At 75.1% G+C, this 25,552-nt stretch carries 25 protein-coding genes and 1 pseudogene; 12 read left to right on the top strand and 14 right to left on the bottom strand.

The genetic code is table 11. From position 1 onward, the window contains the following. Positions 1-39: 39 nt before the first annotated feature. Positions 40-561: an ArsR/SmtB family transcription factor gene (locus tag ACIRD3_RS12140; protein ID WP_402214506.1), complete on the top strand. Its 522-nt coding sequence runs from the start codon at positions 40-42 to the stop codon at positions 559-561. 70 nt (positions 562-631) lie between these two features. Here the strand turns inward: ACIRD3_RS12140 and ACIRD3_RS12135 are convergent, their stop codons facing one another. From ACIRD3_RS12135 to ACIRD3_RS12125, 3 genes are all read right to left on the bottom strand, one after another. Further along, positions 632-1,723, bottom strand: a complete 1,092-nt coding sequence (locus tag ACIRD3_RS12135) for a VWA domain-containing protein (protein ID WP_402214504.1) — start codon at positions 1,721-1,723, stop codon at positions 632-634. A gap of 346 nt (positions 1,724-2,069) precedes the next feature. Further along, positions 2,070-2,834, bottom strand: coding sequence for a VOC family protein (locus tag ACIRD3_RS12130; protein ID WP_402214502.1), 765 nt, complete (start codon positions 2,832-2,834; stop codon positions 2,070-2,072). A gap of 197 nt (positions 2,835-3,031) precedes the next feature. Then, positions 3,032-3,859, bottom strand: coding sequence for an SDR family oxidoreductase (locus tag ACIRD3_RS12125; protein WP_402214500.1), 828 nt, complete (start codon positions 3,857-3,859; stop codon positions 3,032-3,034). A gap of 99 nt (positions 3,860-3,958) precedes the next feature. Here ACIRD3_RS12125 and ACIRD3_RS12120 point away from each other — a divergent pair, with 99 nt between their 5' ends. The 3 genes from ACIRD3_RS12120 to ACIRD3_RS12110 all read left to right on the top strand — a co-directional run bounded on the left by ACIRD3_RS12120 (position 3,959) and on the right by ACIRD3_RS12110 (position 6,425). Then, positions 3,959-4,378 (top strand): MarR family winged helix-turn-helix transcriptional regulator, encoded by a 420-nt coding sequence (locus tag ACIRD3_RS12120; protein ID WP_402214498.1) that lies wholly within the window; start codon positions 3,959-3,961, stop codon positions 4,376-4,378. 83 nt (positions 4,379-4,461) lie between these two features. Then, positions 4,462-5,469, top strand: coding sequence for an SPFH domain-containing protein (locus tag ACIRD3_RS12115; RefSeq protein WP_402214496.1), 1,008 nt, complete (start codon positions 4,462-4,464; stop codon positions 5,467-5,469). Next, positions 5,466-6,425: a hypothetical protein gene (locus ACIRD3_RS12110; protein WP_402214495.1), complete on the top strand. Its 960-nt coding sequence runs from the start codon at positions 5,466-5,468 to the stop codon at positions 6,423-6,425. Before ACIRD3_RS12115 ends, ACIRD3_RS12110 begins: the two co-directional genes overlap by 4 nt. 47 nt (positions 6,426-6,472) lie before the next feature. Here ACIRD3_RS12110 and ACIRD3_RS12105 read toward each other — a convergent pair whose 3' ends face one another. Further along, entirely contained in the window at positions 6,473-7,279 is an 807-nt protein-coding gene (locus ACIRD3_RS12105) for an SDR family NAD(P)-dependent oxidoreductase (protein WP_402214493.1), read from the bottom strand. An 82-nt stretch (positions 7,280-7,361) separates the two neighbouring features. Further along, positions 7,362-9,134 carry a DUF4157 domain-containing protein gene (locus ACIRD3_RS12100; protein ID WP_402214491.1) on the bottom strand — a complete coding sequence of 591 codons (1,773 nt, stop codon included), beginning with the start codon at positions 9,132-9,134 and terminating at the stop codon, positions 7,362-7,364. A 437-nt stretch (positions 9,135-9,571) separates the two neighbouring features. Here ACIRD3_RS12100 and ACIRD3_RS12095 point away from each other — a divergent pair, with 437 nt between their 5' ends. Further along, the gene (locus ACIRD3_RS12095) at positions 9,572-9,784 is read left to right on the top strand and encodes a cold-shock protein (RefSeq protein WP_393028426.1); all 213 of its coding nucleotides are present in this window, start codon (positions 9,572-9,574) and stop codon (positions 9,782-9,784) included. Positions 9,785-9,881: 97 nt separating this feature from the next. Here the strand turns inward: ACIRD3_RS12095 and ACIRD3_RS12090 are convergent, their stop codons facing one another. Continuing rightward, positions 9,882-12,371, bottom strand: coding sequence for an FtsX-like permease family protein (locus tag ACIRD3_RS12090; RefSeq protein WP_402214489.1), 2,490 nt, complete (start codon positions 12,369-12,371; stop codon positions 9,882-9,884). 520 nt (positions 12,372-12,891) lie between these two features. On the opposite strand from ACIRD3_RS12090, the gene ACIRD3_RS12085 reads away from it, so the two are divergent. Continuing rightward, positions 12,892-13,161 carry a hypothetical protein gene (locus ACIRD3_RS12085; protein ID WP_402214487.1) on the top strand — a complete coding sequence of 90 codons (270 nt, stop codon included), beginning with the start codon at positions 12,892-12,894 and terminating at the stop codon, positions 13,159-13,161. A 236-nt stretch (positions 13,162-13,397) separates the two neighbouring features. Here the strand turns inward: ACIRD3_RS12085 and ACIRD3_RS12080 are convergent, their stop codons facing one another. Both ACIRD3_RS12080 and ACIRD3_RS12075 read right to left on the bottom strand, forming a co-directional pair. Continuing rightward, positions 13,398-14,138 (bottom strand): VC0807 family protein, encoded by a 741-nt coding sequence (locus ACIRD3_RS12080; protein ID WP_402214485.1) that lies wholly within the window; start codon positions 14,136-14,138, stop codon positions 13,398-13,400. Positions 14,139-14,207: 69 nt separating this feature from the next. Then, complete coding sequence (locus ACIRD3_RS12075; RefSeq protein ID WP_402214484.1) at positions 14,208-14,807, bottom strand: TetR/AcrR family transcriptional regulator; 600 nt, start codon at positions 14,805-14,807, stop codon at positions 14,208-14,210. A 416-nt stretch (positions 14,808-15,223) separates the two neighbouring features. Here ACIRD3_RS12075 and ACIRD3_RS12070 point away from each other — a divergent pair, with 416 nt between their 5' ends. Next, positions 15,224-16,780 carry an RICIN domain-containing protein gene (locus ACIRD3_RS12070; protein ID WP_402214482.1) on the top strand — a complete coding sequence of 519 codons (1,557 nt, stop codon included), beginning with the start codon at positions 15,224-15,226 and terminating at the stop codon, positions 16,778-16,780. Positions 16,781-16,941: 161 nt separating this feature from the next. Here ACIRD3_RS12070 and ACIRD3_RS12065 read toward each other — a convergent pair whose 3' ends face one another. After that, positions 16,942-17,850, bottom strand: a complete 909-nt coding sequence (locus ACIRD3_RS12065) for an MBL fold metallo-hydrolase (RefSeq protein WP_402214480.1) — start codon at positions 17,848-17,850, stop codon at positions 16,942-16,944. A gap of 195 nt (positions 17,851-18,045) precedes the next feature. Here ACIRD3_RS12065 and ACIRD3_RS12060 point away from each other — a divergent pair, with 195 nt between their 5' ends. Together ACIRD3_RS12060 and ACIRD3_RS12055 are read left to right on the top strand one after the other, a co-directional pair. Then, on the top strand, positions 18,046-18,999 hold the full coding sequence (locus tag ACIRD3_RS12060) for an AraC family transcriptional regulator (protein WP_402214478.1): 954 nt from the start codon (positions 18,046-18,048) through the stop codon (positions 18,997-18,999). Positions 19,000-19,090: 91 nt separating this feature from the next. Then, positions 19,091-19,432: a VOC family protein gene (locus tag ACIRD3_RS12055; RefSeq protein WP_402214476.1), complete on the top strand. Its 342-nt coding sequence runs from the start codon at positions 19,091-19,093 to the stop codon at positions 19,430-19,432. 144 nt (positions 19,433-19,576) lie between these two features. Here the strand turns inward: ACIRD3_RS12055 and ACIRD3_RS12050 are convergent, their stop codons facing one another. Then, positions 19,577-19,987 (bottom strand): PPOX class F420-dependent oxidoreductase, encoded by a 411-nt coding sequence (locus ACIRD3_RS12050; protein WP_402214475.1) that lies wholly within the window; start codon positions 19,985-19,987, stop codon positions 19,577-19,579. Positions 19,988-20,181: 194 nt separating this feature from the next. Here ACIRD3_RS12050 and ACIRD3_RS12045 point away from each other — a divergent pair, with 194 nt between their 5' ends. Further along, positions 20,182-20,634, top strand: a complete 453-nt coding sequence (locus ACIRD3_RS12045) for an iron chaperone (protein ID WP_402214473.1) — start codon at positions 20,182-20,184, stop codon at positions 20,632-20,634. Here ACIRD3_RS12045 and ACIRD3_RS12040 read toward each other — a convergent pair. Continuing rightward, positions 20,615-20,908, bottom strand: a complete 294-nt coding sequence (locus ACIRD3_RS12040; protein ID WP_402214471.1) for a hypothetical protein — start codon at positions 20,906-20,908, stop codon at positions 20,615-20,617. The genes ACIRD3_RS12045 and ACIRD3_RS12040 overlap by 20 nt on opposite strands. 105 nt (positions 20,909-21,013) lie before the next feature. Here ACIRD3_RS12040 and ACIRD3_RS12035 point away from each other — a divergent pair. After that, positions 21,014-21,337 (top strand): annotated as a pseudogene (locus ACIRD3_RS12035) (pyridoxamine 5'-phosphate oxidase family protein); the annotation flags it as partial. Between the two features lie 51 nt (positions 21,338-21,388). On the opposite strand, the gene ACIRD3_RS12030 reads toward ACIRD3_RS12035, so the two are convergent. Beyond that, positions 21,389-22,345 carry a ribonuclease BN gene (locus ACIRD3_RS12030; RefSeq protein ID WP_402214469.1) on the bottom strand — a complete coding sequence of 319 codons (957 nt, stop codon included), beginning with the start codon at positions 22,343-22,345 and terminating at the stop codon, positions 21,389-21,391. Positions 22,346-22,846: 501 nt separating this feature from the next. On the opposite strand from ACIRD3_RS12030, the gene ACIRD3_RS12025 reads away from it, so the two are divergent. After that, positions 22,847-23,872 (top strand): hypothetical protein, encoded by a 1,026-nt coding sequence (locus tag ACIRD3_RS12025; RefSeq protein WP_402214467.1) that lies wholly within the window; start codon positions 22,847-22,849, stop codon positions 23,870-23,872. A 119-nt stretch (positions 23,873-23,991) separates the two neighbouring features. Here the strand turns inward: ACIRD3_RS12025 and ACIRD3_RS12020 are convergent, their stop codons facing one another. Together ACIRD3_RS12020 and ACIRD3_RS12015 are read right to left on the bottom strand one after the other, a co-directional pair. Then, positions 23,992-24,489: a hypothetical protein gene (locus tag ACIRD3_RS12020; RefSeq protein ID WP_402214465.1), complete on the bottom strand. Its 498-nt coding sequence runs from the start codon at positions 24,487-24,489 to the stop codon at positions 23,992-23,994. 368 nt (positions 24,490-24,857) lie between these two features. Further along, positions 24,858-25,514, bottom strand: coding sequence for a hypothetical protein (locus ACIRD3_RS12015; RefSeq protein WP_402214463.1), 657 nt, complete (start codon positions 25,512-25,514; stop codon positions 24,858-24,860). Positions 25,515-25,552 lie beyond the last annotated feature (38 nt).

Here is a 25,552-nt window from a genome sequence, read left to right as displayed (position 1 = left end):
GGCTTGCGAAAGCGTCAAGAGCGTTTAACACTTGATGCCGTGAGCCAAGGACCGGACGACGACGTCCAGCAGATCAGCACCCCCCAGCAGCACACCGCGCTCGCCCACCCCCTGCGCCAGCGCCTGCTGTTCGCCCTGAGCGGGCAGCCCTCGACGATCAGCCGGCTGGCCGCGCAGCTGGGCGTGAACAAGGGCAGCGTCTCCCACCACCTGCGGGTGCTGTGCGAGGCGGGACTGGTCCAGGAGGCGGGGACGCGGCAGGTGCGCGGCGGCACCGAGAAGTACTACCGGCGCAGCGCCGAGCGGATGCTCGTCGCCGAGCCCCGCGCCGACGGCACCGCCGCGATGCTCGGTGCCGTCGCCCAGGAGCTGGACCGCTCCCCCGCCGAACACCTGCTGTCCCTGCGCCACCTGCGGCTCGGCCCGGCCAAGGCGGCCCGGCTGGCCGAGGCGCTGGAGCGGCTGGTCGACGAGGTGGAGGAGGACCCGGGCGAGCCGGTGCACGGCCTGCTGGTGACGCTGTACCAGCACGCGGACCCCACCGCCGGGCCCCCTCGCTGACCCCGGCCCGGCCGGGTCCGGCCGGGCCGGTCGGCACCCCTCGCCGGGCCCGGACCGGCCGCCCTGCCGGCTACAGCATGACGAGCAGCTTGGTGCCCGGCACCAGCTTCCGGTTGACGGAGGTGGACTGCACGAACACGGTGTACGACGGGTTGTCGCCCGGCTTCACCGTGGCCTCCGAGGCCGGCAGGCCGAGCAGCCGGCGGGCCGCCGGGCCGGAGAAGACCCGGCCGGTCATCCGGCCGGTGGCCGGGTCCTTCTCCGCCACCGCGAGCTGCTTGCCGGCCTGGATCTTCTCGCGCTTGGACAGCTCGTAGAAGGCGCAGCCGGTCGTGTACGGGTGGCCGGAGGTGGTGACGAACTCGCGGATCGGCAGCTGCTGGTCGACCGGGACGAGGATGTACTTGCCGGTGTCCAGGGCGTCGAGGTTGGCGCTGACGTCGGCGGTGTTGAGGTCCTGGCCCATGGCGAAGAGGTTCTTGGTGCCGCGCACGCCCTGTTCGCGGCCGCGCAGGAAGCTGGTGGCGGCGCTCTTGACGGTGCCGATGGCCTCTTCGACGCCCTGGCTGGAGTCGGCGTCCCAGATGGCGATGTTGCCCGCCGGGAAGCCGTACTCCTGGGCGGTGCGCTTGGCGAGGGAGTTCGGGACCAGGATCGCCGAGGTCCAGTGGTCGGGGAGCTCGCCCATGGCGGTGTGGATGCGCTCGATCCAGGAGCGCAGGACGCCGGCGCCCTTCCCGGCGCCCATCCGGGTGTGCATCTGGCCGCTCTGCGAGAAGCCGGAGGCGTTCTCCTCGCCGTCGGTGACGACGACCTGGAGGAAGGAGTGCTCGCCGTAGCCCTCCCAGATGTTCTTCAGGTCGTCGATGGACTTCACGGCCGACTCGATCAGCGCGGTGGCGCCGTTGTCGACCTTGTAGAGGCCGCGCAGGGAGGGCAGGTGCTTGACGTCCATGTCCCAGACCAGGTTCTGCACTTCGTGGTCGAAGGCGTAGAGGCTGATCCGGGTTTCGTGGCCGAGGCGGTCGGATTCCTCCTGCAGGCCCTTCACGAATTCGTCGACGACGCGCACGAGTTGGGCGGCGTGCTGGCGCATCGAGCCGGACTTGTCGACCACCAGGGAGACGTGGTTGACCTTGTGCTTGATCCTGTTCGCAGACATGGGTCTACCCCGTTTCAAGGATTGGTGTTTTTCGGCGCCTTTTCCGGCGCCCCCTCCGACGTGGTTTCCACACTACGAGGGGCCACTGACATTCCGTCCGGGCCCGGGGCGTTGCGGGGCGGTGACACGGAACGCGCCATCCGTCGATTGTTCGTCCTAGCTTCGCCGCTGTGCGCCGCTCCGTTCCCGGCGGCCCCGCCCGGGCCGGTGGGAACGTCAACGCCCGTTCCGTCGCCCGCACTTGGCCCAGGAGAACCCTCATGTCACGCTCGAGGCCCCTGAACGGTCCCCGACGCGATCGAGCCCCGGGCCGGACGGCCCGGGGCTCGATCGCGTCGGGGAGCGCTCAGCCCTCGGCGCGGGGGGTGAAGACGCCGAAGGCGGCGCCCTGGGGGTCGCGGATCAGGGCGATCCGCGGGCCGTTGTCCATCTCCGTGTCGGCGGGTCCGTACAGGACCTCGGCGCCCAGGCGGGTCGCGCTCGCCGCGGTGGCGTCCACGTCGGTGACCTGGACGTACGGGCTCCAGTGCGAGGGGACCTCCGGCGGGAGGGCGCCGTCCATGGCCATCACGCCGCCGAACATCCGGTCGGCCAGGCCGACCATCGGGTAGGTGTCGTGGGGCCAGACCTGCCAGTCGAAGACCTTCTTGTAGAAGGCGACCGCGGCGTCCTTGTCGCGGCTCGTCAGGTCGGCCCAGCCGAAGGCGTTCGGCTCGTTCACCACGCCGAAGCCGCCGAAGCGGCGGCTCTGCCAGACGGCGAACGGCGCGCCGGTCGGGTCGCTGAGCAGCGCCCAGCGGCCGAGGTCGCCGACCTCCATCGGCCCCATCCACACCTGGGCGCCCGCCTCCTTGGCGCTCTCGCAGGTGCGGTCGACGTCCTCGGCGGCGAAGGAGAGCAGCCACATCACCGGCTGCTGCGGGTTCATCAGCGGGGCCACGGCCGCGGCGGGCGCGCCGTCGTGGAAGAAGGTGGTGTAGCCGCCGTACTGCGGGTCCGGGTCGGTCTCGGCGGTCCAGCCGAACAGCTCCCCGTAGAACCGCTGGGCCGCGGGAAGGTCGCGGGCGCTCAGCTGCGCCCAGCACGGGGAACCAGGGACGATCTCGGTCACCTTCAACGCACTGCCTCTCGACGCGGTTTCCTGGGACCGGCGGCAACGGCCCGCCGTTTCCGCCGGTCAGGCGGCTGGCGGTGAGCCTAGTGGACCGGCACCCCGCCGGACGGGCACCGCGCCCAGCGCGTCGGACGCCGGACTCCGGACCCCTGGCCCAGGCTCCGGACGCCGGGCTCCGGACTCCTGAGGCCGGGCTACCGGGCGACCCAGGCGCCGGTCATCGCCTGGACGGCGGATCCGTCGAGGTCCTTGAGCTTGGCGCCGACGAAGGCGCGGGCGGCGTCGGAGGTGAGCAGCCGGAAGGCGGGCCGCTCGGCGGCGAGCTGGTCGGCGATCAGCTCGCCGACGGCCTGGGAGGTCTGGGCGTTGGCGAAGGCGTCGCGGGTGCGGGCGAGGTAGGCGGACAGGGCCGGGGCGTACGGTCCGGCCTGCTCCAGGGCGTCGTCGGCCAGGCCCACGTTGGCGACGAACTCGCTGGCCACCGCGCCCGGTTCGATCACGCCGACGGTCACGCCGGTGGTGGCGGCGACCGGGGCGAGGGACTCCATGAAGCCCTCGACGGCGAACTTGGCGGCGCAGTAGGCCTCGTTGAACGGCTGGCCGATCACCCCGCCGACGCTGGTCACGGTCAGCACGCGGCCCTTGCTCGCGCGCAGCAGGGGCAGGGCGGCGTGGGTGACGTTCAGGACGCCGAAGAAGTTGACCTCCATGACGGCGCGGACGTCGTCGACGCTCTCCTGCTCCAGGGTGCCGACGTGGCCGGCGCCGGCGTTGTTGACCAGCGCGTCCAGCCGGTCGAGCCCGGCCAGGCAGGCCTCGACCGAGGCGGGGTCGGTCACGTCCAGGGCGCGGACCTCGACGGTGGTGCCGGCGTCCTTCGCCGCCGCGAGCAGGGCGCCGGCCTTGGCGGTGTCGCGCATCGTGGCGATCACGTGCCAGCCGGCGCGGGCGGCGGCGACGGCGGCGGCCAGGCCGATGCCGGAGGACGTGCCGGTGATCAGGACGGTCTTGGTGCTGCTCATGGCGGTGGCCCCTCACATGCTTATGGTTCATAACCAATATGAACCATAACTATGTGAGCCGATATTCAACCTTGTCAAGCACCTGGCTAGGCTGGACCCATGTCCACCCCCTCGGATGAGCTCACCGGCGAGGTCCTCGGCCTCTTCGCCGCGATCACCCGCCGCTACGGCCGGGAGGCCGAGGCCGCCGCCGCGGCCCACGACCTGACCCCGCTGCAGGCCAAGGCCCTGCTGGCCGCCGAGCACCCGGTCCCCACCCGCCGGATCGCCGAGCGGCTGCACGCGGAGCCGTCCAACGTGACCGTGATCATCGACCGGCTGGAGTCCCGCGGCCTGGTCGAGCGCGGCGTCGACGAGAGCGACCGCCGCGTCAAGCGCGTCACCGCCACCGAGGCCGGGCGCGGCGTCGCCGCCGACCTGCGCGCCCGGATGCCCTTCGCCGCCGATCCGCTGGCCCGGCTCACGGCCGGGCAGCGCGAGAGCCTGCGCGAGCTGCTGCAGCTGGTCCTGGACGCCTGACGGCCGACCGCACCCCTTTTGGTCACCTTGACGAGAACCGGCCCGGGCCAATATCGTCGAGGTGACGAAAAGGGGTTTTTGCGATGGCCGACATCACCAGACGATTCGGGCTGCGCCACCTGCGCGCCGTCCCCACCGCCCACGTGCGCCACCTGCGGCGCGGGCGGGTCGCCCACGACGGGGCCGGGCTGGCCTTCTGGTTCCGGCCGCTGACCGCGGCGATCTCCGAGGTGCCCGTGGACGACCGGGAACTCGCCATGCTCTTCCACGCCCGCACCTCGGACTTCCAGGACGTCACCGTCCAGGCCACGCTCACCTACCGGATCACCGACCCGGCCACCGCCGCCACCCGCGTCGACTTCGGGATCGACCCCGACACCGGCGCCTGGCGCGCCGCCCCGCTCGACCAGCTCGCCACCCTGCTCACCGAGACCGCCCAGCAGCACGCGCTCGGCCTGCTCGCCCGCACCCCGCTCGCCGGGGCCCTCGCGGACGGCGTGGACGCGGTGCGCGAGCGGATGTCCGCGGGCCTCGCCGACGAGCCCCGGATCACCGAGACCGGACTCGCCGTGATCGCCGTCCGGGTGGTCGCGCTGCGGCCCGAGCCGGAGGTCGAGCGGGCGCTGCGCACCCCCGCCCGCGAACTGGTCCAGCAGGAGGCCGACCGGGCGACCTTCGAGCGCCGGGCGGTCGCGGTCGAGCACGAGCGCGGCATCGCCGAGAACGAGCTCGCCAACCGCATCGAACTCGCCCGCCGCGAGGAGCAGTTGCTCGCCCAGCAGGGCGCCAACGTCCGGCTGCAGGCGGAGGAGGAGGCCGTCGCCGACCGGGTGCGCACCGACGCCGAGGCGCAGCGCCGCACCCGGCTGGCCGCCGCCGAGGCGCAGGCCGCCCGCGAGCTCGGCGAGGCCCGGGCCGCGGCGGAGGCGGCCTGGCTGGCGGCCCACCAGCAGGCCGATCCGGCGGTGCTGCGGGCGCTGGCGCTGATGCGGCTGGCGGAGCACCTGCCGCGGATCGACAGCGTGACGCTCACCCCGGACGTGCTCACCGGCCTGCTGGCCCGCCTCGGCGCCCCCGGGGAACGGCGGTGACCCTCGCCCCGCGGGTGGTGCTGGTGCACCGGCGCACCGAGTACGAGGAGCTGGTGGCGCGTCACGGCACGCCCGGGCAGGCCGCGTTCTTCCTGGCCTCCCGGGGCCGTTCGGCCGAGGAGGTCGAGCAGCGCCACCACCGGCAGGCCGCGGCGCTGGCCGGGGCGGCGGCGGCCGTGCCGCTGGACTGGCGGCGCAGCCGGGTGGAGCGGGCGGACCTGCCGCGCTTCCTGTTCGAGCCCGGGGACGTGGTGGCGGTGGTCGGCCAGGACGGCCTGGTGGCCAACGTGGCCAAGTACCTGGACGGTCAGCCGGTGGTCGGGGTGGACGCCGATCCCGGGCGCAACCCCGGTGTGCTGGTGCGTCACCGGGTGGCCGCGCTGCCCGGGCTGCTGCGGGCGGCGGCGCACGGCGAGGGGGCGCTGGAGGAGCGGACGATGGTCGAGGCGGTCGCGGACGACGGCCAGCGGCTGCTCGCGCTGAACGAGGTGTACGTCGGGCAGCCGGGCCACCAGACGGCGCGCTACCGCCTGGGCACGGCCGCCGCGCCGGGCGGTGCGGCGGGCGGCACGCCGGACACGGCCGAGGCCGCCGAGCCGGCGGAGGCGCAGGCCTCCTCGGGGGTGCTGGTCGGCACCGGCACGGGCGCCACCGGCTGGTGCCGCTCGGCGTGGCTGGAGCGCGGCGGCCCCGGCGCCCTCACCGAGGTGCCCGCGCTGCCGGCCCCGGGCGCCCCGGCGCTGGCCTGGTTCGTCCGGGAGGCCTGGCCCTCCCCCACCACCGGCACCAGCCGGGTGCACGGTCTGCTGGAGGCCGGGCGGCAGCTGGTGCTCACCGTGGAGTCCGAGCACCTGGTCGCCTTCGGTGACGGGATCGAGGCGGACGCCCTGGACCTGACCTGGGGCCAGAGCGTGCGCCTGGGCGTCGCCACGACCCGGCTGCGCCTGCTGGGGTGACCGCCCGGCCTCCCCGGGCAGACCCTGCGCGTCCCGCCCACCGCCGGTCAAAGGCGCAGGTGCGAGGCCCCGTTGAGGTCCAGGACGGTGCCGGAGGCCCAGGTCGCCTCCGGGGAGGCCAGGTAGAGCACGGCCGCGGCGACCTCCTCCGGGGTACCGACCCGGCCGAACGGGCTCTGCCCGCGCAGGGCCTGCCCGGAGGCGCCGCTCAGGCGGTCGGCGACCCGGTCGGTGGCGGTGAAGCCGGGGGCGACGGAGGTCACCGAGATGCCGTGCGGCGCCAGGGCGACGGCCAGGGACTGGCCGAGGGCGTGCAGCGCGGCCTTGCTCGCGCCGTACGCGGGGTGGTCGGGCTCGCCGCGGAAGGCGCCGCGCGAGCCGATGTGCACGATCCGGCCGGGCGCGCCGCGGGCGATGAGGCGGCGCGCGACGCAGTAGCCGAGGTTCGCCGCGCCGAGCAGGTTGACGTCGACCATCTGCCGCCAGACGCGCTGCCAGTCCTCGTACGACACCTCGGCCACCGGGTGGGCGTTGTCCGCGGAGGTGGCCACGGCGGCGTTGTTGACCAGGACGTCCACCCCGCCGAGCCGCTCGTCCGCGGTGTGGGCGATGCGCTCGGCCGCGGCCGGGTCGCTCAGGTCGCCCTCGACCAGGACGTGCCCCTCGCCGGGCAGCGCGGCCAGGGTCTCCTCGGCCCGGGCCCGGCTCGACGCGTAGTGCACGGCGACGCGGTCGCCCCGCGCGGCGAAGGCCCGCGCGACGGCCCGGCCGATGCCCTTCGCGGCCCCGGTGACCAGGACGCCCCGTGCGGGGGCCGGGTCGTCGGCGGGCGGGGCGGGACGGAAGTCGATCATGCCCCTCACCCTGGTCCCCGCCGCGCCCCGGTGTCAACGGCGGAGGGGCCCGGCCGGCCGGAGCGGGCGGGCCCCCGGCGCGTCACAGGCCGGCGTTCTCCAGCCGGCCGAGGCGGTCGCGGCCCTGCTGCGCCCAGTTCTCCACCCCGTTGGGGTGCAGGGGGTTCGCCCACCACTTCATCTTCGTCCGCGGGAAGTACTCGCCCTCGGCCGCGTTGGCCTGCCCGGGGTAGGAGGAGCGCGGGTAGCCGGGGGTGCCGGGCTGGCCCGCGTCGTGCAGGAACAGGGCGTGGGAGTTCCAGCCGAGCGTGCCCGCGCCCTGCTGGCGGACCTGCCAGTCGTCGTCGGCCATCTGGGTCAGGGCCTGGCAGACGGCGTCCACCGGCATGCCCGGGCGCTTGAGGGAGGAGTCCAGGGAGGCGGCGTGCGCGAGGCTCTCGATCAGTTCGATGTGCAGGGCCGTCTGGGCCGGGTCCGGGCGCCGCAGCACCAGGGTGAAGCCGTGCCCGGCGAACTCGATCCGGAAGACGGCTTCGGCGCCGTGGCCCTCGGCCGAGCGGATCGCGTTGGTGAGCCCGGCGACGGCGGTGCGGAAGGCGCCGGCGTTCTCGGTGACGTCCCGGTCGTTGCCCGGGCCCTGGGCCATGGCCTCGTTCGCCGCGCGGTGCGAGAGCGCCTCGCGGCTCTCGCCCTGCTGGGCCGTGACGCCGGACAGGACCGGGAACAGGTGCTGGGCCGTCGGGTAGCAGGAGGCGAAGTTGACCGGGTTGAGGATGTCCCGGCGCAGCAGGTCCGGGCCGATCTCGTCGGCGAGGTCCATGGTGTCCTCGAAGCCGTACGCCGGGTCGAGGACGACGTCCAGCAGGTACCAGTAGAGGGCGTCGGCCCCGTCCCGGTGCGGGAACGGCGCGTTGTCCGGCAGGGAGTTGAGGGCGAGGTCGACCAGCTGCCCCACGTCCGCCGGGAGCGCGGCGGGCAGCGGGGGCTGGAAGGCGGCGCGGTTCTGCTCGCAGAAGTCCCGGACGGCCTGCTCCGAGCCGAGGCTCTGGAAGAAGCCCTGCCAGGTCTCCCGGACCAGGGCCTGGTCCGCCCCCGCCCAGACCTGCCGGGCCAGGTCCTGGAAGGCCTGCACCCGGTCCGCCGGGACGACGCGGCCCGGCATCGCCTCCCCGATGGTGACGCGCTGCACGGCGGCCGGCCCGGGCGCGGCCCCGGCGGCCTCGGGCTCGTGCGTCCGGGCGGGGGCCGGGCCGCGCAGCACCCGGGCGGCGTTGGCCTCCGCCTCGCGCTCGAAGCGGTCCGAGGGGTCGGAGACCCGCAGGCCGCCGCCGTTGTCGGTGCCCGCGACGGGGCCCCGGCGCTGCTGGATGACGTGGGTGAGTTCATGGGCGAGGGTGTGCCGGTCGTGACCGCCCTCGCCGAGCACCACATGGTTGCCGCTGGTGTAGGCGCGGGCGCCGATCTCGGCGGCGGAGGCCCGCGCGGCGGGGCCGGTGTGCACCCGGACGTCGCCGAAGTCGGCGCCCAGCCGGGCCTCCATGTCCGCGCGGGACGCCTGGTCCAGCGGCCGGCCGCTGCCGCGCAGCACCTCGTGGACGGCGGAGCGCTGGACGGCGGGCACCTCGTCCCGGTGCGCGTGGTGCCCGGCGCGCGTGGGGGCTCCGGCGTGCCGGTGGGGTGCGGGCCGCCGCTGCGCGCCCTCCCGGCGGAGCATCTGGACGACCGCCGCGTTGCCCACCGAGGCCTGGAGGCCGAGCAGACCGACCGCGGCTCCGGACGGGGCCGGGGACGGCCTGCGGGCCTGCTGCCGCTCGGCGACGGCACCGCCGCGACCGGCCTTCTTCTCCTCACGCACGCGTGCTCACTCCCTCGTCGAGGAGCGGCCCGCGGTCACACCTTCCGCGCCTTCCGCGCCTGCGGGACGAAGGCCGCTGCTGCCAGTACCGAAGTACCGAAGTACCGATCAGTATGCGGCCACCGGACTGACAACACACGCCCCGTTCAAGCAGGTTGAACGGATCCGCACCTCACCGGACCCGGTCCTGCCGTCCGGGGCAACCACCCGGGGCCGTCCGGGGCAACCGTCCGGGTCGGGCGGGGCAACCGTCCGGTCCGGCGCGGCCGTGCGGCGCCGGCCGTACGGCGCGGTCGGCCCGGCCGACCGCGCCGACGGCATGCGGACGCGCGTCACGCTTGGCACCCGAATCCTCACTCCGCGTGAAAGGATCTCGGTCGGCAACGTTCGTCTCGACATTCGCATCGACCATTCGTATTCGACCAGGGGACAGACACATGGCGGAGCGCCAGAACGGCACGGTGAAGTGGTTCAACGACGAGAAGGGGTATGGGTTCATCACCCCGGAGTCCGGGCCTGACCTGTTCGTTCACTTCCGTGCGATCGAGGGAAGCGGCTTCAAGTCCCTGGTGGAAGGACAGAAGGTCACCTTCGAGGCCGTCCAGGGGCAGAAGGGGATGCAGGCCGACAAGGTCCAGGTCGTGGGCTAGGCACCCGCGGCCCGGCCTGCGGCCCCGGCCCCGAGCGCCCGCCCGCCGTCCCGGCCGGGCGGGCGCCCCCGCGTCCGCGGTCGCCGTGTGCCGCGCCCTACTCGCGGGCGCCCGCGGCGTCGATCGCCCGCCGGCGGGTCGCCCGCCGGGTCGCGGCCGCCGCGGTGGCCGCGGCGACGACGGCGCACAGGGCGACGGTCGCGCCGATCCGCGCCCACGGGACCACCGTCGGCGCGCCGGCCACGAGTTCGCCCAGCGCGGCGTGCTGGGTCACCGCGGCGAGGACGGTCGCCACCGCCGCGAGGACGGTGCCGGCGACCACCGCGACGGCCGCCTCCGCCGCCGCCATCCGCACGATCTGGCCGCGCACCGCGCCCGCCAGCCCGAGCAGGGCGAACTCCCGCTTCCGGTCGGCCACCGCCATCGCCAGGGTGTTGGCGACCGCGATCAGCGCGTAGGCCAGCGCGATCCCCAGGATGACCACCGCGGCGTTGTCCGCCTGCTCGGCGGCGTGCGCGCGCCGGGCCTCCAGGTAGGCGTCGTAGCCGACGACGTGGGCGCCGGTGCCGGCCAGCGCCCGCTCCACGGCGGCCGTCTGCCCGTCGTCGAGCGGCCGGCCCGGGCCCTGCCGGGAGTCCAGGTAGACCAGGCCGGGCGCCATCGCGCCGGTCAGCGAGGCGGACAGGTAGGTGTCGTCGCCGTGCAGGCCGCGGGCGACGACCGCCGCGATCACGGCCGGCACCCGCGCCCCGGTCGGCAGCAGCACGACCACCCGGCCCCCGGCCGACAGCCCGTCCGATTCCGCCGCGTGCTCGTCGATGACCAGGAAGTCCTCGGGCAGCGCGGCGAGCGAGCCGGAGACCACGGGCGGCGTGACGGTGGCGCCCAGCGCCGCCGCGGGCACCGCCTCGGCGCTCAGCGAGTCGATCTGCTCGCCCCGCTCGGTGCCGATCCGGATGTTCATCGAGGTGACCGGGGTGGCCCGCAGGCCGGGCACGGCCGCCAGCCGTTCCAGCGTGCGGGCGTCGATCCCGCCGCCGCCGGGCACCACCACGCCCGCCGCGTGGACCTCCTGCCGCTGGCGGGCGAGTGCCACGGCGTCACCGGAGCCCTGCATCGTCAGCAGCGCGCCGACCAGCCCGACGGCCACCACCACCGGCGCCACCGTGGCGGCCGTCCGCCGGTGGGAGGCGAGGACGTTCGCGCGCACCAGCCGCGGGCCGGCCGTGGCCGAGCGGCGCAGCGGTCCGGTCAGCAGTCGGGCGAGCGGCCGCAGCAGGACCGGGGTCAGCAGGGCCACCGCGCCGACGTACAGGACCGGGACGGCCTGGTACTTGCGGGCGCTGGCCGCCAGGTACGGCTCGCTCCGGGCGATCACCGCCCCCGCGACGACCGCGCCGGCCAGCATCCCGGTGCCCAGCAGCCAGCGCACGGGCGTCATCACGCGGCGCTCCACCGCGCTCTCCCGCAGCGCCTCCAGCGGCCGGATCAGCGAGACCCGGACCAGGGTGGCGCCCGCCCCGGCCAACGCCGCGGCCACGCCGACGGCGAAGGCGGCCAGCAGCGGCAGCGGGGAGAGCGGGACGGTGAACCAGGACGGGGCCACGTGGTGGCCGAGCATCCAGGAGCGCAGCGGGACGGCGCACAGCGGGGCGAGCGCGCAGCCCGCGGCCGCCGCCGCGAGGCCGACCAGCAGCGCCTCCACCAGCACCATCCGCCGCACCTGCCGGGTGGCGGCCCCCACCAGCCGCAGCAGCGCCAGTTCGCGGCGGCGCTGCTCGGTGGCGAAGGCGAAGGTCGCGGCGACGACGAACACCGCGACGCCCACCGCGAGTCCGGTCGTGCTGCCCGCCATCGCCTGGACGCCGGCCAGTGCCTGGGCGCCGCCGGTGGGATCGGGGTCGAGCCGGGTGCGCTCGGCACCGGTGAGGACCACGGCCCGCCCGCCCGTCAGCGCGGACGGCTGCGCCCGGTCCCGGTCGATGACCAGGGCGTTGACGCCGGGCGACAGGCGCTGCGCCTCGGCGTCGTGGAAGAAGACGGCGTCCTCGAACCAGCGGGCGTCGGTGACCCCCACCACCCGGTAGCGGCCGGTGCCGTCGGAGGCCGCCGTGGCGGCCTCGGTCTGACGCCCGATCAGGGAGCGGTCGCCCCCGCCGACGACGATCTCGCCGGGGTCCTGCGGCGCGCGCCCGGCCGTCAGGCGGTAGCCCGCGAAGGCGGCCGAGGACCAGGGGTGGCCGGTCGTCCCCGCGGGGGCGCGGCCGTCGGCCGGCTCCCCGGGGGCGGGGCGCAGCCGGACCGGGAAGCTGCGGTCGGCGGTGGCCGCACCGGCGGCGGTCAACTGCGCCACGACCTCGGCCGGCAGCACCGCGGGGGCCTTCATCGGGCTCCCCTCGAAGCCCGCCGGGGCGACCACGGCCGGGGCCCGGCCGAAGCGCTGCGGCCCCGGGTGCGGGGTGCCGAAGGTGGCCGCCAGGGTCAGCGCCATCGTGCCGATCATCGTGGTGCCGAGCGCGAGGGCGAGGAAGGCGCCCGCGAAGCCCGTCAGTCGGTGGCGCAGGGAGGCCACGGCGATCTTCAGCACGGGCCCGCCCCGCGCCCGCCGGGCCGCGCGGCCCGTACCGGTAGAGCCTTGTTCGGGGTCACTCGCTCGCCTTCTGCGTGGGGTCGTCGGCCGCTTCGCCGGCCGGCCGTCGGCCGGGGGGCGCGTCGCGCACCCGCCGCAGCGACGGTAGGACCGGATGCGGGCGCCCCACCTCCGGGCGGGCCCCGATCTTGACCCTGACGCCCCCCTGACTCCGCGTCGGGGACGGCTCGGCGGGCCGGGTGGCGGGGGCGGCTCAGCGGGGCCGGGCGGCGGGTGTTGCGGGCGGTCCGCGCCCGGTACGCGGAAGGCCCACGGGCCTGCTCCGCCCGACTGATCCCGGGCGATCACCGTCCGTTCCGCGTTTCCGCAGGTCAGCTCGGAGTTTTTGACGAGCCGTGAGGTCCGCTCGGGCGGCGGCAGCACTTGCGGGGGGTCGCGGCGCATGGCTGTCTGAAGTCGCGGCGGGCCGCTCGGCGCCGTCCCTTTCAATCCCTGAACTCCGTGGAGGAGATTTCCCATGCGTGCTTTCCAGCGTGTTCTGGCCATCGGTGCCCTCACCGCCCCGCTCGTGATCGGCTGCGCCGGCCTGGCCTCGGCCCAGGAGGGCCTGAGCGCGGACTTCGGCAAGGGCGGGTTCATGGCCAACCAGAACGGCGCCGGCGTCGCGGCCGTCGAATCCTCGGTCTCCCCCGACGGGATCGCCCACGCCGGTTTCTGGATCCTGGCCGACGACAACGGTGTCTCGGGGTCGTTCACCGGCTCGGGCGCGTCCTGGAGCAACGGCTGACCCAACGGCGGTGCGCGCAGTCCGCGGGACGGACGCGCCGCGCGCCCGTGACCCGGGCGACAGGCACGGCGCGGGGGGGGGGGGGGGGGGGGGGGGGGCCCCCCCCCCCCCCCCCCCCCCCCGCCGCTCCCCCGGTTCCCCCCGGTTCCCCCGCTTCCCCCCGCTTCTCTCCGGGCCCCTGCCGCCCCCGCCTCCCCCGTGGCGGCCCGGTGGCCCGGTGGCCCGGTGGCCCGGTGTCAGACCTTCAGGCCGTGGCGGTTGACGTACCAGAAGTGGAAGCCGAACAGCCCGCCCAGCACCGCCAGCCACTGCAGCGTGTTCACCAGCGGCACCAGGTCCACCGGCAGGGTGCAGGCCAGCGTCACCCGGATCCCGGCGTCCGCGGCGAACCCGAGGCCCCACACGGCGGTCAGCAGGCGCAGGTGGCGGCGGAAGACCGCGTCGTGGTCGAAGCGCGCCACCCATTCCTCGGCCCCCGCCTCGCCGATCTTGGCGGCGACGATCGAACGCGCCGCGGTCAGCATGAACGGACGCCGCGTCGCCAGCGTGCCCAGCACCCAGAGCCCGAGCGCGCCGAACACCCAGCTGTCGCGCACCAGCAGCACCCGGGGGCTGCCGCTGACCATCGACATCAGCGCGCCGACGGCGACCATCAGCAGGGTGAACGCCGGCAACACCTCGACCCGGCGGCTGCGCACCATTCCCAGCACCAGCCACGGCACCAGCAGCAGGCTGCTGACCAGCAGCGCCGCCCACTGGCTGAGGCCCACGCCCTGCAGCACGTAGAAACCGCCGAGCGGCAGCGCCAGTTCGAACACCAGCGACTTGGCCAGCGCCCGCTTGGCGGCGCGCGCCTTCTGCGCCTCGGTGGGCGCGGCCCCCTGCCGGCCACCCTCCTGCTCGGCCTTCGCGTCCACGGCCTTCGCGCCCACGGTCTGCTCGTCCACGGTCTCCCCCATCACACTCGCCCCTCCCATGACTGCCCTCTCCCCTGTCCTGTGCGCGATCCTGCCGCCCTTGCCGGCCCTGCCCGCCCCGCTGCCCCGCTACGGTTCGGCGCGGGTCGCCCGGTCGAAGATGTCCGCCAGCTCCCGGCCCGCCTCGGTGACGTCGAAGGACGGGTCCCCCACCCAGCGCATCACCACGGCGTCGATCGCCCCGCGCATCGCCACGAGCATCAGCCGCGGGTCGAACTCCCGGAACTCGCCCGCCTCCTGGGCCGCGCGGACCGCCTGCTCCTGGCCCTCCATCACCTGCTGCAGGGAGGCCTTGTAGCCCACCGTGGCCGGGTCGTCCCCGCCGAGGTTCGGCAGCACCTCGATCAGCGCCTTCAGGTGCCCGGGCCAGACCGCGAGCAGTTCGACGTTGGACTCGATGAACGCCCGCAGCCGGGCGCCCGCGCCCTCGGCCGCGGCGATCCGGGGCATCATGAACCCCGCGGTCACCCTGGTCACCTCGGCGACGACCTCGTGCATCAGGTCGTCCTTGCCGGCGAAGTGGTACGAGATCATCCCGGTGCTGCTCAGCCCGGCCTGCTTCGCGATCCGGCTGAACGAGGCCTTCGCGTACCCCACTTCGGCGACCACTTCGATGGCGGCCTGCACGATCTGCGCCCGGCGCCCCGACTCGGTGAACGTCCTCCCCATCCCCACCCCTCCTTGCCCGTTCAAGCTGATTCTTGCTTGCCTGAGCAAGACTGTAGAGCACTTTGCTCGGCTGAGCAAGAACTTGCGCGGGCGAGCAAAATCCGGCGGACGGCGCGTGGAATGCGGCGCGGCGAACGCGAACGCGAGCGGGGGACCGTTGCGGCGAACGCGAGCGGGGGGCGACGTACGGGGGGGCGACGTGCGGAGGTGCGGCGTGCGGCGGCGGATTCGCAACCGAACTGCCCCCGCCGGACCACCGGCTCGCGCTCGCGCTTCCGAGCGCCCTTACCGCGGCAGGCCCGGGCCCCGATCCTGGCTCCGGGCCCGGTCGTCGACGAACGGTGCCCGTGCCACCGACCGATCAGGACACCGCCTCGGGCACCACCGTGCGCCCACTCCCCGAGAGGAAACCGTCCTTGACCATCGGACTGCGCCTGCCGCGCGGCTTCGCCGCCCTGGGCACCGCCCTCCTCGCCGCCACCGCCGCCGTCCCGCTGACGGCCTCCCCCGCCGCCGCGGCCTCCCCCATCTGCCTGAGCGGCAACCTCCAGTACGACTACCAGTCGGCCGAGGACGGCCCCACGAAGCCCACCAGGACCAAACCGGTCCGCAACGCCAACGTCGCGCTGTGGGGCAACGAGAAGTCCACCGACGCCCCGCACCAACTCACCGCCGACTACCAGTACACCGGCACCGGCGACGGGGGGTTCAACCTCTGCTACACCCCCGTCTCCACCACCTCCATGAGCAGCATCCGGGTGCGCTTCCGCACCGAGAGCGGCAAGCTCTGGAAGGTCGGCGACACCACCGGCACCCCCTACACGCTGGACTCCCCCACCTGGTCCAACGTCTCCACCGGCGGGTCGGTCGGCGTCCTCAAGCCGCTCGCCGCCTCCGCGCGGGCCTGGCACGCCTTCGACACCGTCTACCTCCTGTGGTCGCACCGCAACAACCCCAGCAGCACCTGCTGGTCCAGCCACGAGGCGGACAACGCCTGCACCGAGCTGAACGTCCGCTGGACCAGCGGCTCCACGGACGGCCCGTACTACGACCTGGCCAACACCGTCCACCTCACCGACGCCGACCCGGACTCCGAGCACACCGTGCTCCACGAGTCCGGCCACTTCCTCATGCACCGCCTCTACAACGGCACGTTCCCGGCCGTCACCAACTGCAGCCCGCACTACATCGACCTGGCGAGCTCCGGCAGCTGCGCCTGGACCGAGGGCTTCGCCGACTCCGCCGCCGCCTACCTCCTCGGCGACTACCGCTACGTGTGGTCGGACGGCAGCAGCTACCCCTTCACGTACACCACCGGGTGGAACACCGGCGACCAGGTCCAGGGCAACGTGGACGGCGCGCTGCTCGACCTGTGGAACCACGTCGACGGGGGGTGGAACGCCACCCTCGCGGTGATGACCGCGCACACCCAGTCCACCTTCGCGGACTACTTCAAGACCGGTCGGCCCGCGGCGTACCCGCCGCTCCCCACCACCGGTGCCGCGCTGACCTACCTGGCGGCGCACACCATCGACTACGGGCCCACGATCGTCGCCGACAACCAGTACCACGCCCTGACCGACGGCGGCGGGCTGGCGCTGGAGCACGCCGGGCAGTGCGCCGCCACCACCAACGTGGTCGCCGACCTGAACACCTACGACTCCACCCACGCCTCGCAGCGGTGGAAGTTCGACACCACCGCGGACGGCACGGTCAGGATCTACGACAGCTGCCCGACCCCGCTCACCCTCACCGCGCCCACCACCGCCGGGACCCAGGTGACGTTGAAGGCCTTCGACTCCGCCGACACGCACCAGAAGTGGCGGGTGGCCCAGAACGGCAGCGGCACCTACACGATCACCAACCCGGCCACCGGCTACGTCCTGGACAGCACCGCCGTCAGCGCCGGATCCGCCGTGACCGTCAACCGGGCCGGCGCCGCCAACAGCCAGGGCTGGGCCACCCTCAGCTGAGCCGACCCGACCTGACCCGACCCACCCGGCCCGAACCGACCCCGGCCCGAACCGACCCCGGCCCGAACCGACCTGGTCGGACAGGGCGGGCCGGCGAGACCGGACGGCCCGCCCCGGCCGGGTGCCGGGGCGGGCCGTCGGGCCTGCGGAAGGGGCGTCGGTCAGCGCACCCAGTCGGGCGCGAACCCCGCGCCCGCGCGCCTGATCCGCGCCGCACCCACCCCCGCGAAGTGCGCCGGAATCACCAACTCCCGCTCATCCGCGGCCCGTTCCAGCACCCGCAGGCGGCTGGCCGCCGCCTGTTCCGGGTCCAGGCAGAAACAGCTGCTGCACGAGGGGTGCGCCAGCTGGACCGGGGAGTGCATCAAGTCCCCGACGAACACGGCCCGTTCACCGGCGGAGTCGACCCGCAGCACGGACGAGCCCGGGGTGTGACCCGGCGCCTCCTCCAGCACCAGGGCCGTGTCGATGCGCAGCGAGCCCGACCACTCCTTCGCCTGCCCGGCCGCCAGCACCGGGGCGACGCTGTCCTCGAACACGAGGTCCCACTCCGCCCAGTGCGCCGGGTCCGCCGCGCCGCTGTCGCGGGCCGCGTGCCCGGCGGCCGGGTCGAAGAACGCCCGGTCCGCGGCCGGCAGGTAGTACACCGCGTTCGGGAAGGTCGGCACCCAACTCCCCTCCCGCTCGGTCGTGTTCCACCCCACGTGGTCGGCGTGCAGGTGGGTGTTCACCACCGCGTCCACCTCCTCCGGGCGCACCCCCGCCGCCGCGAGCAGCTCCGGGAAGCGCCCCTGGCGCCGGTGGAACATCGCCGTCGAGGGCCGCTCGCGTCCGTTGCCGACCCCCGTGTCCACCAGCACCGTGCGGCCGGCGCTGCGCACCACCCAGGTCTGCAGCGCGCCGATGTAGGCGCCGGAGACCGGGTCGTAGTGCTCGGGCACCAGGTCGGCGTCGCCGCCTGTCCAGGCCGGCTCGGCGAGGCCGGGCACGATCGCCGCCGCCGGCGCGAACGGCCCCTGGAACTCCAGCACCCGGATGATCTCCACGTCCCCCAGCACGATCCGTTCCACGGTTCGTCCCCCTCATCTGATCGTCGTCGGCCCGAGGTCGGTCCGTCGTCGGTCCGTCGTCGCCCTTCGTGGGCTGCTCGTCGAGCCTAGGCAGCCTGGCTGAGCCGCTCAATGCGCCGATGGCTCGCTCCGATACGCGGACGGCTCATCTCCGGCCTACGGCGGCGGAGCTCCGGGGGTGGCTACGATGGCCGGATGGACGTGGTCAGCGATGCGATCGCCGCCGTACGGACGGGCCGGCCCTCCTCCAACCGGCTGCGGGTGGCGGGGCGTTGGGGCGCCCGGATCCCCGCCTACGCCGGTGCCGGCTTCCACGTGGTGCTGGCCGGCGGCTGCTGGCTGCGGGCCGACGGGGGCGAGCCGCTGCGCCTGGAGCCCGGGGACGCCGTCCTGCTGCCGCACGGCAGCGGACACGCCCTGTCCGACGGGGAGTTGACGGCCGACCGGGCGGCGCGCCTGCCGGAACTGGACACCCTGCTCGGCCCGCACCGGCGCCCGGACCCCGCCGCCTCCGCGGCTGCCGCTCCGGCTCGCGCCGACGCCCCCGGCGCGGCCGATCTGCTGTGCGGCAAGTACCGCCTGGACCACGGGCTCGGACACCCGCTGATGCGCGAGCTGCCCCAGGTCGTCCACCTGCCCACCCGTACCGGCGAGCACCCCGAACTACGCGCCGCCGTCGACCTGTTGAGTACCGAGCTGACCGCCGCCCGCCCCGGCGGCGAACTCGCCGTGCCCGGGCTGATCGACCTGCTGCTGGTCTACCTGGTCCGGGCCTGGACCACCCGGCGCGGCGCCGACGGCTGGGGCGCGGCCCTGACCGACCCGGTGGTGGCGGCCGCGCTCGCCGCCGTCCACGAGGACCCGGCCCACCCGTGGACCGCCGAGGCCCTCGCCGCCCGCGCCGGCGTCTCCCGCGCCACCCTCACCCGCCGCTTCACCACGCTCACCGGCCGCCCCCCGATGGCCTACCTCACCTGGTGGCGGATGACCCGGGCCGCGGGCCTGCTGCGCGACACCCCGGACCCGCTGGAAACCATCGCCCGCAAGGTGGGCTACGCCAGCCCCTACGCCCTCTCCCACGCCTTCACCCGCCACTTCGGCACCACCCCCGGCCGCTACCGCACCGCCGCCCCCGCCCTCGCCGCCTGACCCCGCGGGGAGCCCTGGCGAGGCCGGGACCGAGCCGGCCGGAGGCGGGGCCGGGGGCCGGTTGTCGGTGGTCGTGGCTAGGGTGACGATCATGAGTCTGGCAGCAGTGATGATCACGGTGGACTGTGCGGAACCGCAGGAGCTGGCCCAGTGGTGGGCCACGGCGTTGGGAGGCGAGATCGCCCAGGACCACGGCGACTTCGTCATTGTCAGGGCACAGCCCCTGGCCCTGGGTTTCCAGCGTGTGGCCGAGGAGCGGCGGGGCAAGAACCGGGTCCACGTCGACTTCGCCGCCGCGCCCGACACGGGCCTGGCGGGTGAGGTGGAGCGGCTGGTCGCTCTGGGGGCGAGCGTCGTCGGCGAGCACAGCGTTCCCGGCCTCACCTGGACGGTGCTGCAGGACCCGGCCGGCAACGAGTTCTGCGTCCACTGAGGCGTGTCGCGCCACCGTGCCGGTCGCGGCCGCCCGTTGACGACTCCGACCGGCACGGTCGGCCTCACGGCGGACGGCGGGCTCGCCACGGCCCGCAGCCGCCCGGCCGGGGCACTCCCCGTCCGACGTGGAACTGACGGATGGTCAGGCAGTGGCGGTGCCGATCAGTTTGGTGGGGGTGATGCGGACGACGACCCGCAGCACCTCGGGCGGGAGCTCCAGGTACTCCTGGCCGGCGCCGGGGCCCTCGTACTGTTCGGCGAGGGCGACCGCGACGGCGCGGCCGGTGTCCTCGGTGATGGTCGCGAGCCCGCGGATCTCGACGTAGCGCAGCGGGTCGGCGGGGTCGTAGACGGTGAGGCTGGCGCGGGGGTCGCGGTGCAGGTTGCGCTCCTTGTGGCGTCCGGCGGCGGTGGAGACGAGGACGTCGTCCCCGTCGCGGCCGACCCAGACCACCGAGGTCTGCGGGCTCCCGTCCGGGTTGAGGGTGGCGAGGACGGCGGGGACCGGCGCGTCGAGCAGGGCGCGGACGGCATCGTTCATCGTGGCTGACATTCGATCAAGGCTACCGGCCGTACGGACTGGTGTTCGGACCGGTGTCTGGACCGGTGTCCGTGGTGCGGATCCGTGGTGAGCACGGATGCGCTCCGTGGGGCGGATGGGGGAGAGTGTGGTCACGGCGATCGGGCCGGCCGGGCAGGCAGGACCGATCGGACTCTTGACGGCGCGAGACCAGGGGTGGATCGACCATGACCAGCAACGAGAACGACAAGCACGCCGGGTTCTCCGCCGAGGAGCGGGCGGCGATGAAGGACCACGCGCAGGAGCTGAAGAAGGCCGCCCGCAAGGGGTCCAAGGCGGAGAAGGCGGCCGAGGCGGAGCGGGACGTGCTCGCGAAGATCGCCGAGATGGGGGCCGACGACCGGGCGATGGCCGAGCGGGTGCACGCCGTCGTCACCGCCACCGCCCCGCAGCTGGCGCCCAAGCTCTGGTACGGGATGCCCGCCTACGCCCGGGACGGCAAGGTCGTGTGCTTCTTCCAGAGCGCCGAGAAGTTCAAGTCCCGCTACGCCATGCTCGGTTTCAGCGACCAGGCGCAGCTGGACGACGGCCCGATGTGGCCGGCCTACTTCGCGCTGGCCGAGATCACGGCGGAGGTCGAGCAGCGCATCGCCGACCTGGTCAAGCGCGCCGCCGGGTAGCCGGAGCCGGAGCGAGGCCGAGGTCGGCGCGGGCCGCGCGGCCCGCGGTGCGGTGGCCGTCTCCGGCGAGCAGGAGGGTGCGCGCCGCCTGGTAGGGGCTGCCGGCCGCTTCGAAGGCCGCCGCGAGGGCGGGGAGCCGGCCGGTGTCACCGTCCAGCAGGGCCTGCGCGCGGCCGCGTTGGGCGGTGACGACGGGGTTCTCCTCGGGGTTGTCCTCGACGACGGCGCGGACCGCGGCGATCCGGGCGGGGGCGTCCGGATCGCCGGCGAGCACCGAGGCCTCCGCGCGCCCCGCCACGTACCCGGCGGGGCGAACCCGGCCACCTCGGCCGCCGCCCACGCGGTGAACGGCACGACGAACGGCGAGAACGCCGACATCGACTGGGACGGCGAGACCCTGCTGGTGGCCACCCCCGCGGACAGCCCGACCGGCCGCAACCTGACGGCGGGCCGCACCACCCGGCTTTCCCTGGGCCACACCCGTGACGTCACCGTGGTCGACGGCGAGGTGGAGGTCCTCGGGATCGAGGCGCTGCCGCGGGAGCGGGGCGACCGGTTCGCCGCGCGCACCGGCTTCGACCCGCGCCAGTCGGCCACCGCCTACCGGTGGTTCCGCATCACCCCGCGCCGCGTCCAGGCCTGGCGCGAGGCGGACGAGCTGGCCGGCCGCGAGCTGATGCGCGACGGCCGGTGGCCGGCCTGACACCGGGCGAGGCGGCCGGCGGCCGGGGCGCGGCGGCAACCCGGGCCGGGACTACCGCGGCGGCCGCCGTATTCGCCGGAGCGCCGCGCGGAAGGACATGCCGCGGTCGTGCCACATCATGCCCGCGGACGCGCCCAGGATGATCACCACGCCGATCGCGATGAAGAGCGACATCAGGGCGAACACCACCCCGATCGGCCCGTACTCGTCCTCGTTGCCGACGACCATGCCGGAGAAGGTGAAGTGGAAGACGACCAGCATGCCGATCCAGAACCCGCCGGTCGCGACCGCGCACGGCACCAGTCGGCGCCAGGGTATGCGCCCGGCCAGCAGGAACCACATCGTGAACCACCAGGCGCCGACGCACCCGGCGGCGCCGATGATCCACCACAGCACCGGCTGGCTCGCGTGCAGGGTGCGCCCCGCCAGGGTGCCCAGGGCCAGCCAGCCCACCGCCAGGGCCAGCCAGACCAGCGCGCGCAGCCGGTCCCAGGTCTTCCGGGGCAGCTGGAACACCCGCTGGTACAGCTGCTGGATCGAGACGGCGGTGGCCAGGCCGCCCAGCACGAAGAAGACCCACGACAGTCCGGTGACCGCCCCGGAGGTCGTCGAGGAGGGGGCGATCAGGCGGCTGACGTCGGCGGAGGCCTCCGCGCTCAGGCCCAGCCGATGGGTCATCCCGGACACCGCCGACCGCCCGGACAGGGCGGACACCACGATCAGGAACGGGACGGCGCACAGCAGCAGCGTGGCGGCCAGCACGATGGCCTGGCCGAGGAAGTCCACCGCGTCCAGCCTGGTCCACAGGTTCTCGGCCCAGGAGCCGGAGTACCTCGCCTGCCCCCACTCGGCCGCCCGCCGGGCCCGCCGCACACCCGCGTTCCCGTGCGCCGTCCCGTCCTCGGTCCCGCCCTCGTCGCCGAGCCCGTCGCCGCGCTCGTCGCCGAGCCCGTCGCCGGGCCCCTCCTCCGGTTCCGGCGTTCCCGGTGTCCTGTCCCTCGCGCGCATGGTGCATCCTCCGGCGACCGCGTGGATTCGTGGCCCGTCGGGACCCGCCCCGCCGGTGGCGACACCCGCCTCCGCAGCGGCGGTCCTGTATTCACCGTCGCACGGCGGCCCGCGCCGCGCCCGGGCCCGGGCCGCAGCGCCGGCCCGGACACCGGTGCACACACGACGACGCGGACGAATGAGGAACACGGTGGCCTCCCCTCCCCGACGACCCCGGCGGCCGCCGTCTCGATGCCCCCAAGCCTGACCCCCTCACCCCCTCCCGCACATGTGCCGATCGACATAAAACGCCCCCTCCCACCGCCGCCCCACCCTGCCGATCGACAGGGCAGAACGACAGCACGACGCGACGGGCCGAGGAATGCCCCGAGCCCGGATGCCCGAGGCGTGGCCGGAGGGCTCCCCGGTCCCCGGGCGGGGCGGGAGCCGCCGGGCGGGAGCGGGGCGCACCGGCGCTGGGCCGTCCGTGACCGGAGCGCGGGACGCGTCGTTGGGGAGGGCATGAGAGACGCCCGTGCCAGGGGCTCGGCCCGTCGGCTCCGCCGCCCGGCGTCCCGCGCCAGGCCCGACCGCAGCCCCCGCGCCGCAGCCGCCGCAGCCGCCGCCTCCGCCCCGGAGCCCGCCCCCGCGCCGAAGCCGAGGGACGACCGGACCAGGGCGTTCCTGGAGAAGGCCGCCTACGTGGTCGCGCCGGGATCGGTCATCGTGGGCCTGCTGTACTACGTCGGCCGGACGTACATGACGTCGTACTACGTCCACTTCGGCATCCCCACCAGCGACCTGGAACTGTCGCGCGACAGCTACCTGACGGTCAGCCCCAACGCGCTCTTCCTCCCGCTCTGGCTGCTGCTGTGCGGCGGGCTGCTCGCCCTGCTGCTCTTCGCCTGGATCGAGCGCCGGCTGGCCCGGCGCGAGGACCCCCCGTGGCGGCGGGCGTCGCTGGCCTGCGGCCTCGCCGGCGGACTGCTGCTCCTGCTGGGCTTCCTCGTCTTCATCCAGCCGCGCTGGTGGACCCGCAGCGTCCTCCCGCTCCTGCAGGCCGGCTGGCCGCGGACGGTCGTCCCCCCGCTGGTGGTGGCGTTCGGCGCCGCGCTGACCCTGTTCGCGCTGCGCCTGCACCAGCTCGGCCGCCGGGCACGGGGCACCCCGGCGGCCGGCGAGCGGGTCCAGGCGCTCGCCGGGGCGGTGCTCGTCGGGCTGCTGACGATGAGCCTGTTCTTCGCCCTGGCGCGCTACGCGGACGAGGCCGGGGACAGCCAGGCCGCCAGCGACTCGGACTCCGGGTTCGCGGAGAAGGTCAACGTCCTGGTCTACTCCCGCTCCCCCCTCACCCACGACGCCCGCGGCATCGACTACACGGACCTCGGCGACACCAGCGGGCCGTACCGCCACCAGTACCGGGGATTCGTCCTGCTCGCGAAGTCCAGCGCCCGCTACTACCTCGCCTCCTACGACCGCCGCCGGCCCAAGGACGTGACCGTGGTCCTGCGGGACGACGACACCATCCGCATCGAGACGCTCGGTTGACGCCTCGGCGACGTGTCAGCCGCGCCGTGCCGGCCCTCGGGCGCCCTGTGCCGGCCCTCCGGCGTCCCTGTGCCGCCCCTCCGGCGTCCCTGTGCCGGCCCTCGGGCGGCCGCCCGCCGTCAGCCCTCCGACGCCGTCGCCGTCGCCTCCGCCGGGGACGACTCGGCCGGGGAGGTGACCACGGGCGTGCGCGAGGTGTGCGTGGGCGAGGCCGAGCCCGAGGCCGACGCCACCCCCTCACCGGTCAGCTCGACGCGGTAGTCCGCGCGGCCCGCCGAGGTGTCGACGGTCAGCTCTGCGCTGTGGGTGCCGACGCTGGTCGGCGCGAACACGATCTCGAGGGGGCAGGTCTGCCCCGGCTGCAGGGTCTGTCCGGTGCACGCGTTGCCGGCCAGCGAGAAGCTCCCGGCGGGCAGGTGCGCGGCCCCGAGCGTCACCCCGGTGCCGGCGCTGCTCCCGGAGCTCTCGGGGGGCGCGGTGAGCAGCACCACCTTGTGGTTCTGCTGCCCGAGCGGGGTGGTGGGGACCTTCGCCTTGGTCACCGTGGTGTGGCCCTTGCTGGCCGGGAAGAGCGTGGCGATCGCGTTCGCGTTCGTCCCGGACGAGGCCGTCGGCACGGACGTCTGCCCGGTCGTGCTCGTCGTCCCGGTGGAGGAGCCGCCGCCTCCGCACCCCGTCGCCAGGGCCAGCAGCACGACGGACGCGGCCGCCCGGCCCGCCCGTCCCGCTCGAACAGCGTTCCGTCCACCGGCCACGATCGCCTCCGCATCCGCCAGAAATAGGTCGCAGCCGAACCCTTCCGTATCGGCCCGCCCGACTGCCGCCAGCACGCCCCCGCCCGACCGGACACCACCCGAACGGGCCGCGCCGGGGCCGGCGGGGGCGTGCGGGACACCCGGCACACCCCGTCCGGCGCCCGCCCGCCCGACCGGGGCCGGGGCCGGGGCGGGCGCCAGGACCGGGGCCGGCCGGGGCCGGCGGACGGTCAGCGGCGGGACCACCAGCGGCGGCGGGCGGGCTCGGGCGCCGGGCCGGTGAAGGGCGGGAGGGTGCGGAAGCGGTCGTCCAGGACGGCGCTCGCGCCGACCCGGGCGAGGGTCTCGCGCACCAGCGTCAGCGGGTGGGACGGGAAGTGGGCGTCCCACTCCGGGAGGTCGGCCACGTGGGAGGGCAGCGGGCCGCGCAGCTCGGGGTCGTAGGGGTGGGGACGGACGTAGGCGTCGAAGCCGACCCGGTCGGCGACCACGGCCTCCCGCATGCCGGTGACCGGGCCTTCGGCGGCCTGGACCTTCAGCACCACGCTGCAGCGGTCGCGCGGCACCGTCCACGCGCCGACGAACACCTGCCCGGGGCCGCCCGGCCGGGGGATCTTGACGAGCTGCCGCAGGCCCGGCAGCCCGCCCAGCTCACGGACCTCCGCCTCGATCAGCGCGGCGCCGCCCTGCGCGGTCTGCCGGGCCAGGTCGCGCAGCAGCCGCTCACCGGCGTCGAGCGGGGCGACCAGGTCCGGCACCAGGGCGAAGTCGTGGACGGACAGGACCACCCCGCGCTCGTCGTCCCACACCCGGTCTCCGCCCCCGGCGCCGTCCTGGTCCGCACGTGGGACGAAACCGGCCAGGTCCATGCTGATGATCGCACTCATGCCGGTCATCCTCCCGCCCCGGGCCGTCCGGGAGCACC

Source organism: Kitasatospora sp. NPDC093550 (assembly GCF_044764985.1).
GTDB lineage: Bacteria > Actinomycetota > Actinomycetes > Streptomycetales > Streptomycetaceae > Kitasatospora.
The sequence above is the reverse complement of the archived record's forward strand: the minus strand, read 5'-3'. Positions and strand labels throughout refer to the sequence as shown.

What these genes read in the sequence shown, in the direction of transcription:
- ACIRD3_RS12120 (WP_402214498.1), top strand. Translation starts at nt 3,959, where the DNA reads ATGTCCACCCCCTCGGATGAGCTCACCGGCGAGGTCCTCGGCCTCTTC.
- ACIRD3_RS12125 (WP_402214500.1), bottom strand. Translation starts at nt 3,859, where the DNA reads ATGAGCAGCACCAAGACCGTCCTGATCACCGGCACGTCCTCCGGCATC.
- ACIRD3_RS12030 (WP_402214469.1), bottom strand. Translation starts at nt 22,345, where the DNA reads ATGCGCGCGAGGGACAGGACACCGGGAACGCCGGAACCGGAGGAGGGG.
- ACIRD3_RS12055 (WP_402214476.1), top strand. Translation starts at nt 19,091, where the DNA reads ATGAGTCTGGCAGCAGTGATGATCACGGTGGACTGTGCGGAACCGCAG.
- ACIRD3_RS12085 (WP_402214487.1), top strand. Translation starts at nt 12,892, where the DNA reads ATGCGTGCTTTCCAGCGTGTTCTGGCCATCGGTGCCCTCACCGCCCCG.
- ACIRD3_RS12135 (WP_402214504.1), bottom strand. Translation starts at nt 1,723, where the DNA reads ATGTCTGCGAACAGGATCAAGCACAAGGTCAACCACGTCTCCCTGGTG.
- ACIRD3_RS12060 (WP_402214478.1), top strand. Translation starts at nt 18,046, where the DNA reads ATGGACGTGGTCAGCGATGCGATCGCCGCCGTACGGACGGGCCGGCCC.
- ACIRD3_RS12075 (WP_402214484.1), bottom strand. Translation starts at nt 14,807, where the DNA reads ATGGGGAGGACGTTCACCGAGTCGGGGCGCCGGGCGCAGATCGTGCAG.
- ACIRD3_RS12095 (WP_393028426.1), top strand. Translation starts at nt 9,572, where the DNA reads ATGGCGGAGCGCCAGAACGGCACGGTGAAGTGGTTCAACGACGAGAAG.
- ACIRD3_RS12045 (WP_402214473.1), top strand. Translation starts at nt 20,182, where the DNA reads ATGACCAGCAACGAGAACGACAAGCACGCCGGGTTCTCCGCCGAGGAG.
- ACIRD3_RS12025 (WP_402214467.1), top strand. Translation starts at nt 22,847, where the DNA reads ATGAGAGACGCCCGTGCCAGGGGCTCGGCCCGTCGGCTCCGCCGCCCG.
- ACIRD3_RS12115 (WP_402214496.1), top strand. Translation starts at nt 4,462, where the DNA reads ATGGCCGACATCACCAGACGATTCGGGCTGCGCCACCTGCGCGCCGTC.
- ACIRD3_RS12050 (WP_402214475.1), bottom strand. Translation starts at nt 19,987, where the DNA reads ATGTCAGCCACGATGAACGATGCCGTCCGCGCCCTGCTCGACGCGCCG.
- ACIRD3_RS12015 (WP_402214463.1), bottom strand. Translation starts at nt 25,514, where the DNA reads ATGAGTGCGATCATCAGCATGGACCTGGCCGGTTTCGTCCCACGTGCG.
- ACIRD3_RS12105 (WP_402214493.1), bottom strand. Translation starts at nt 7,279, where the DNA reads ATGATCGACTTCCGTCCCGCCCCGCCCGCCGACGACCCGGCCCCCGCA.
- ACIRD3_RS12080 (WP_402214485.1), bottom strand. Translation starts at nt 14,138, where the DNA reads ATGGGAGGGGCGAGTGTGATGGGGGAGACCGTGGACGAGCAGACCGTG.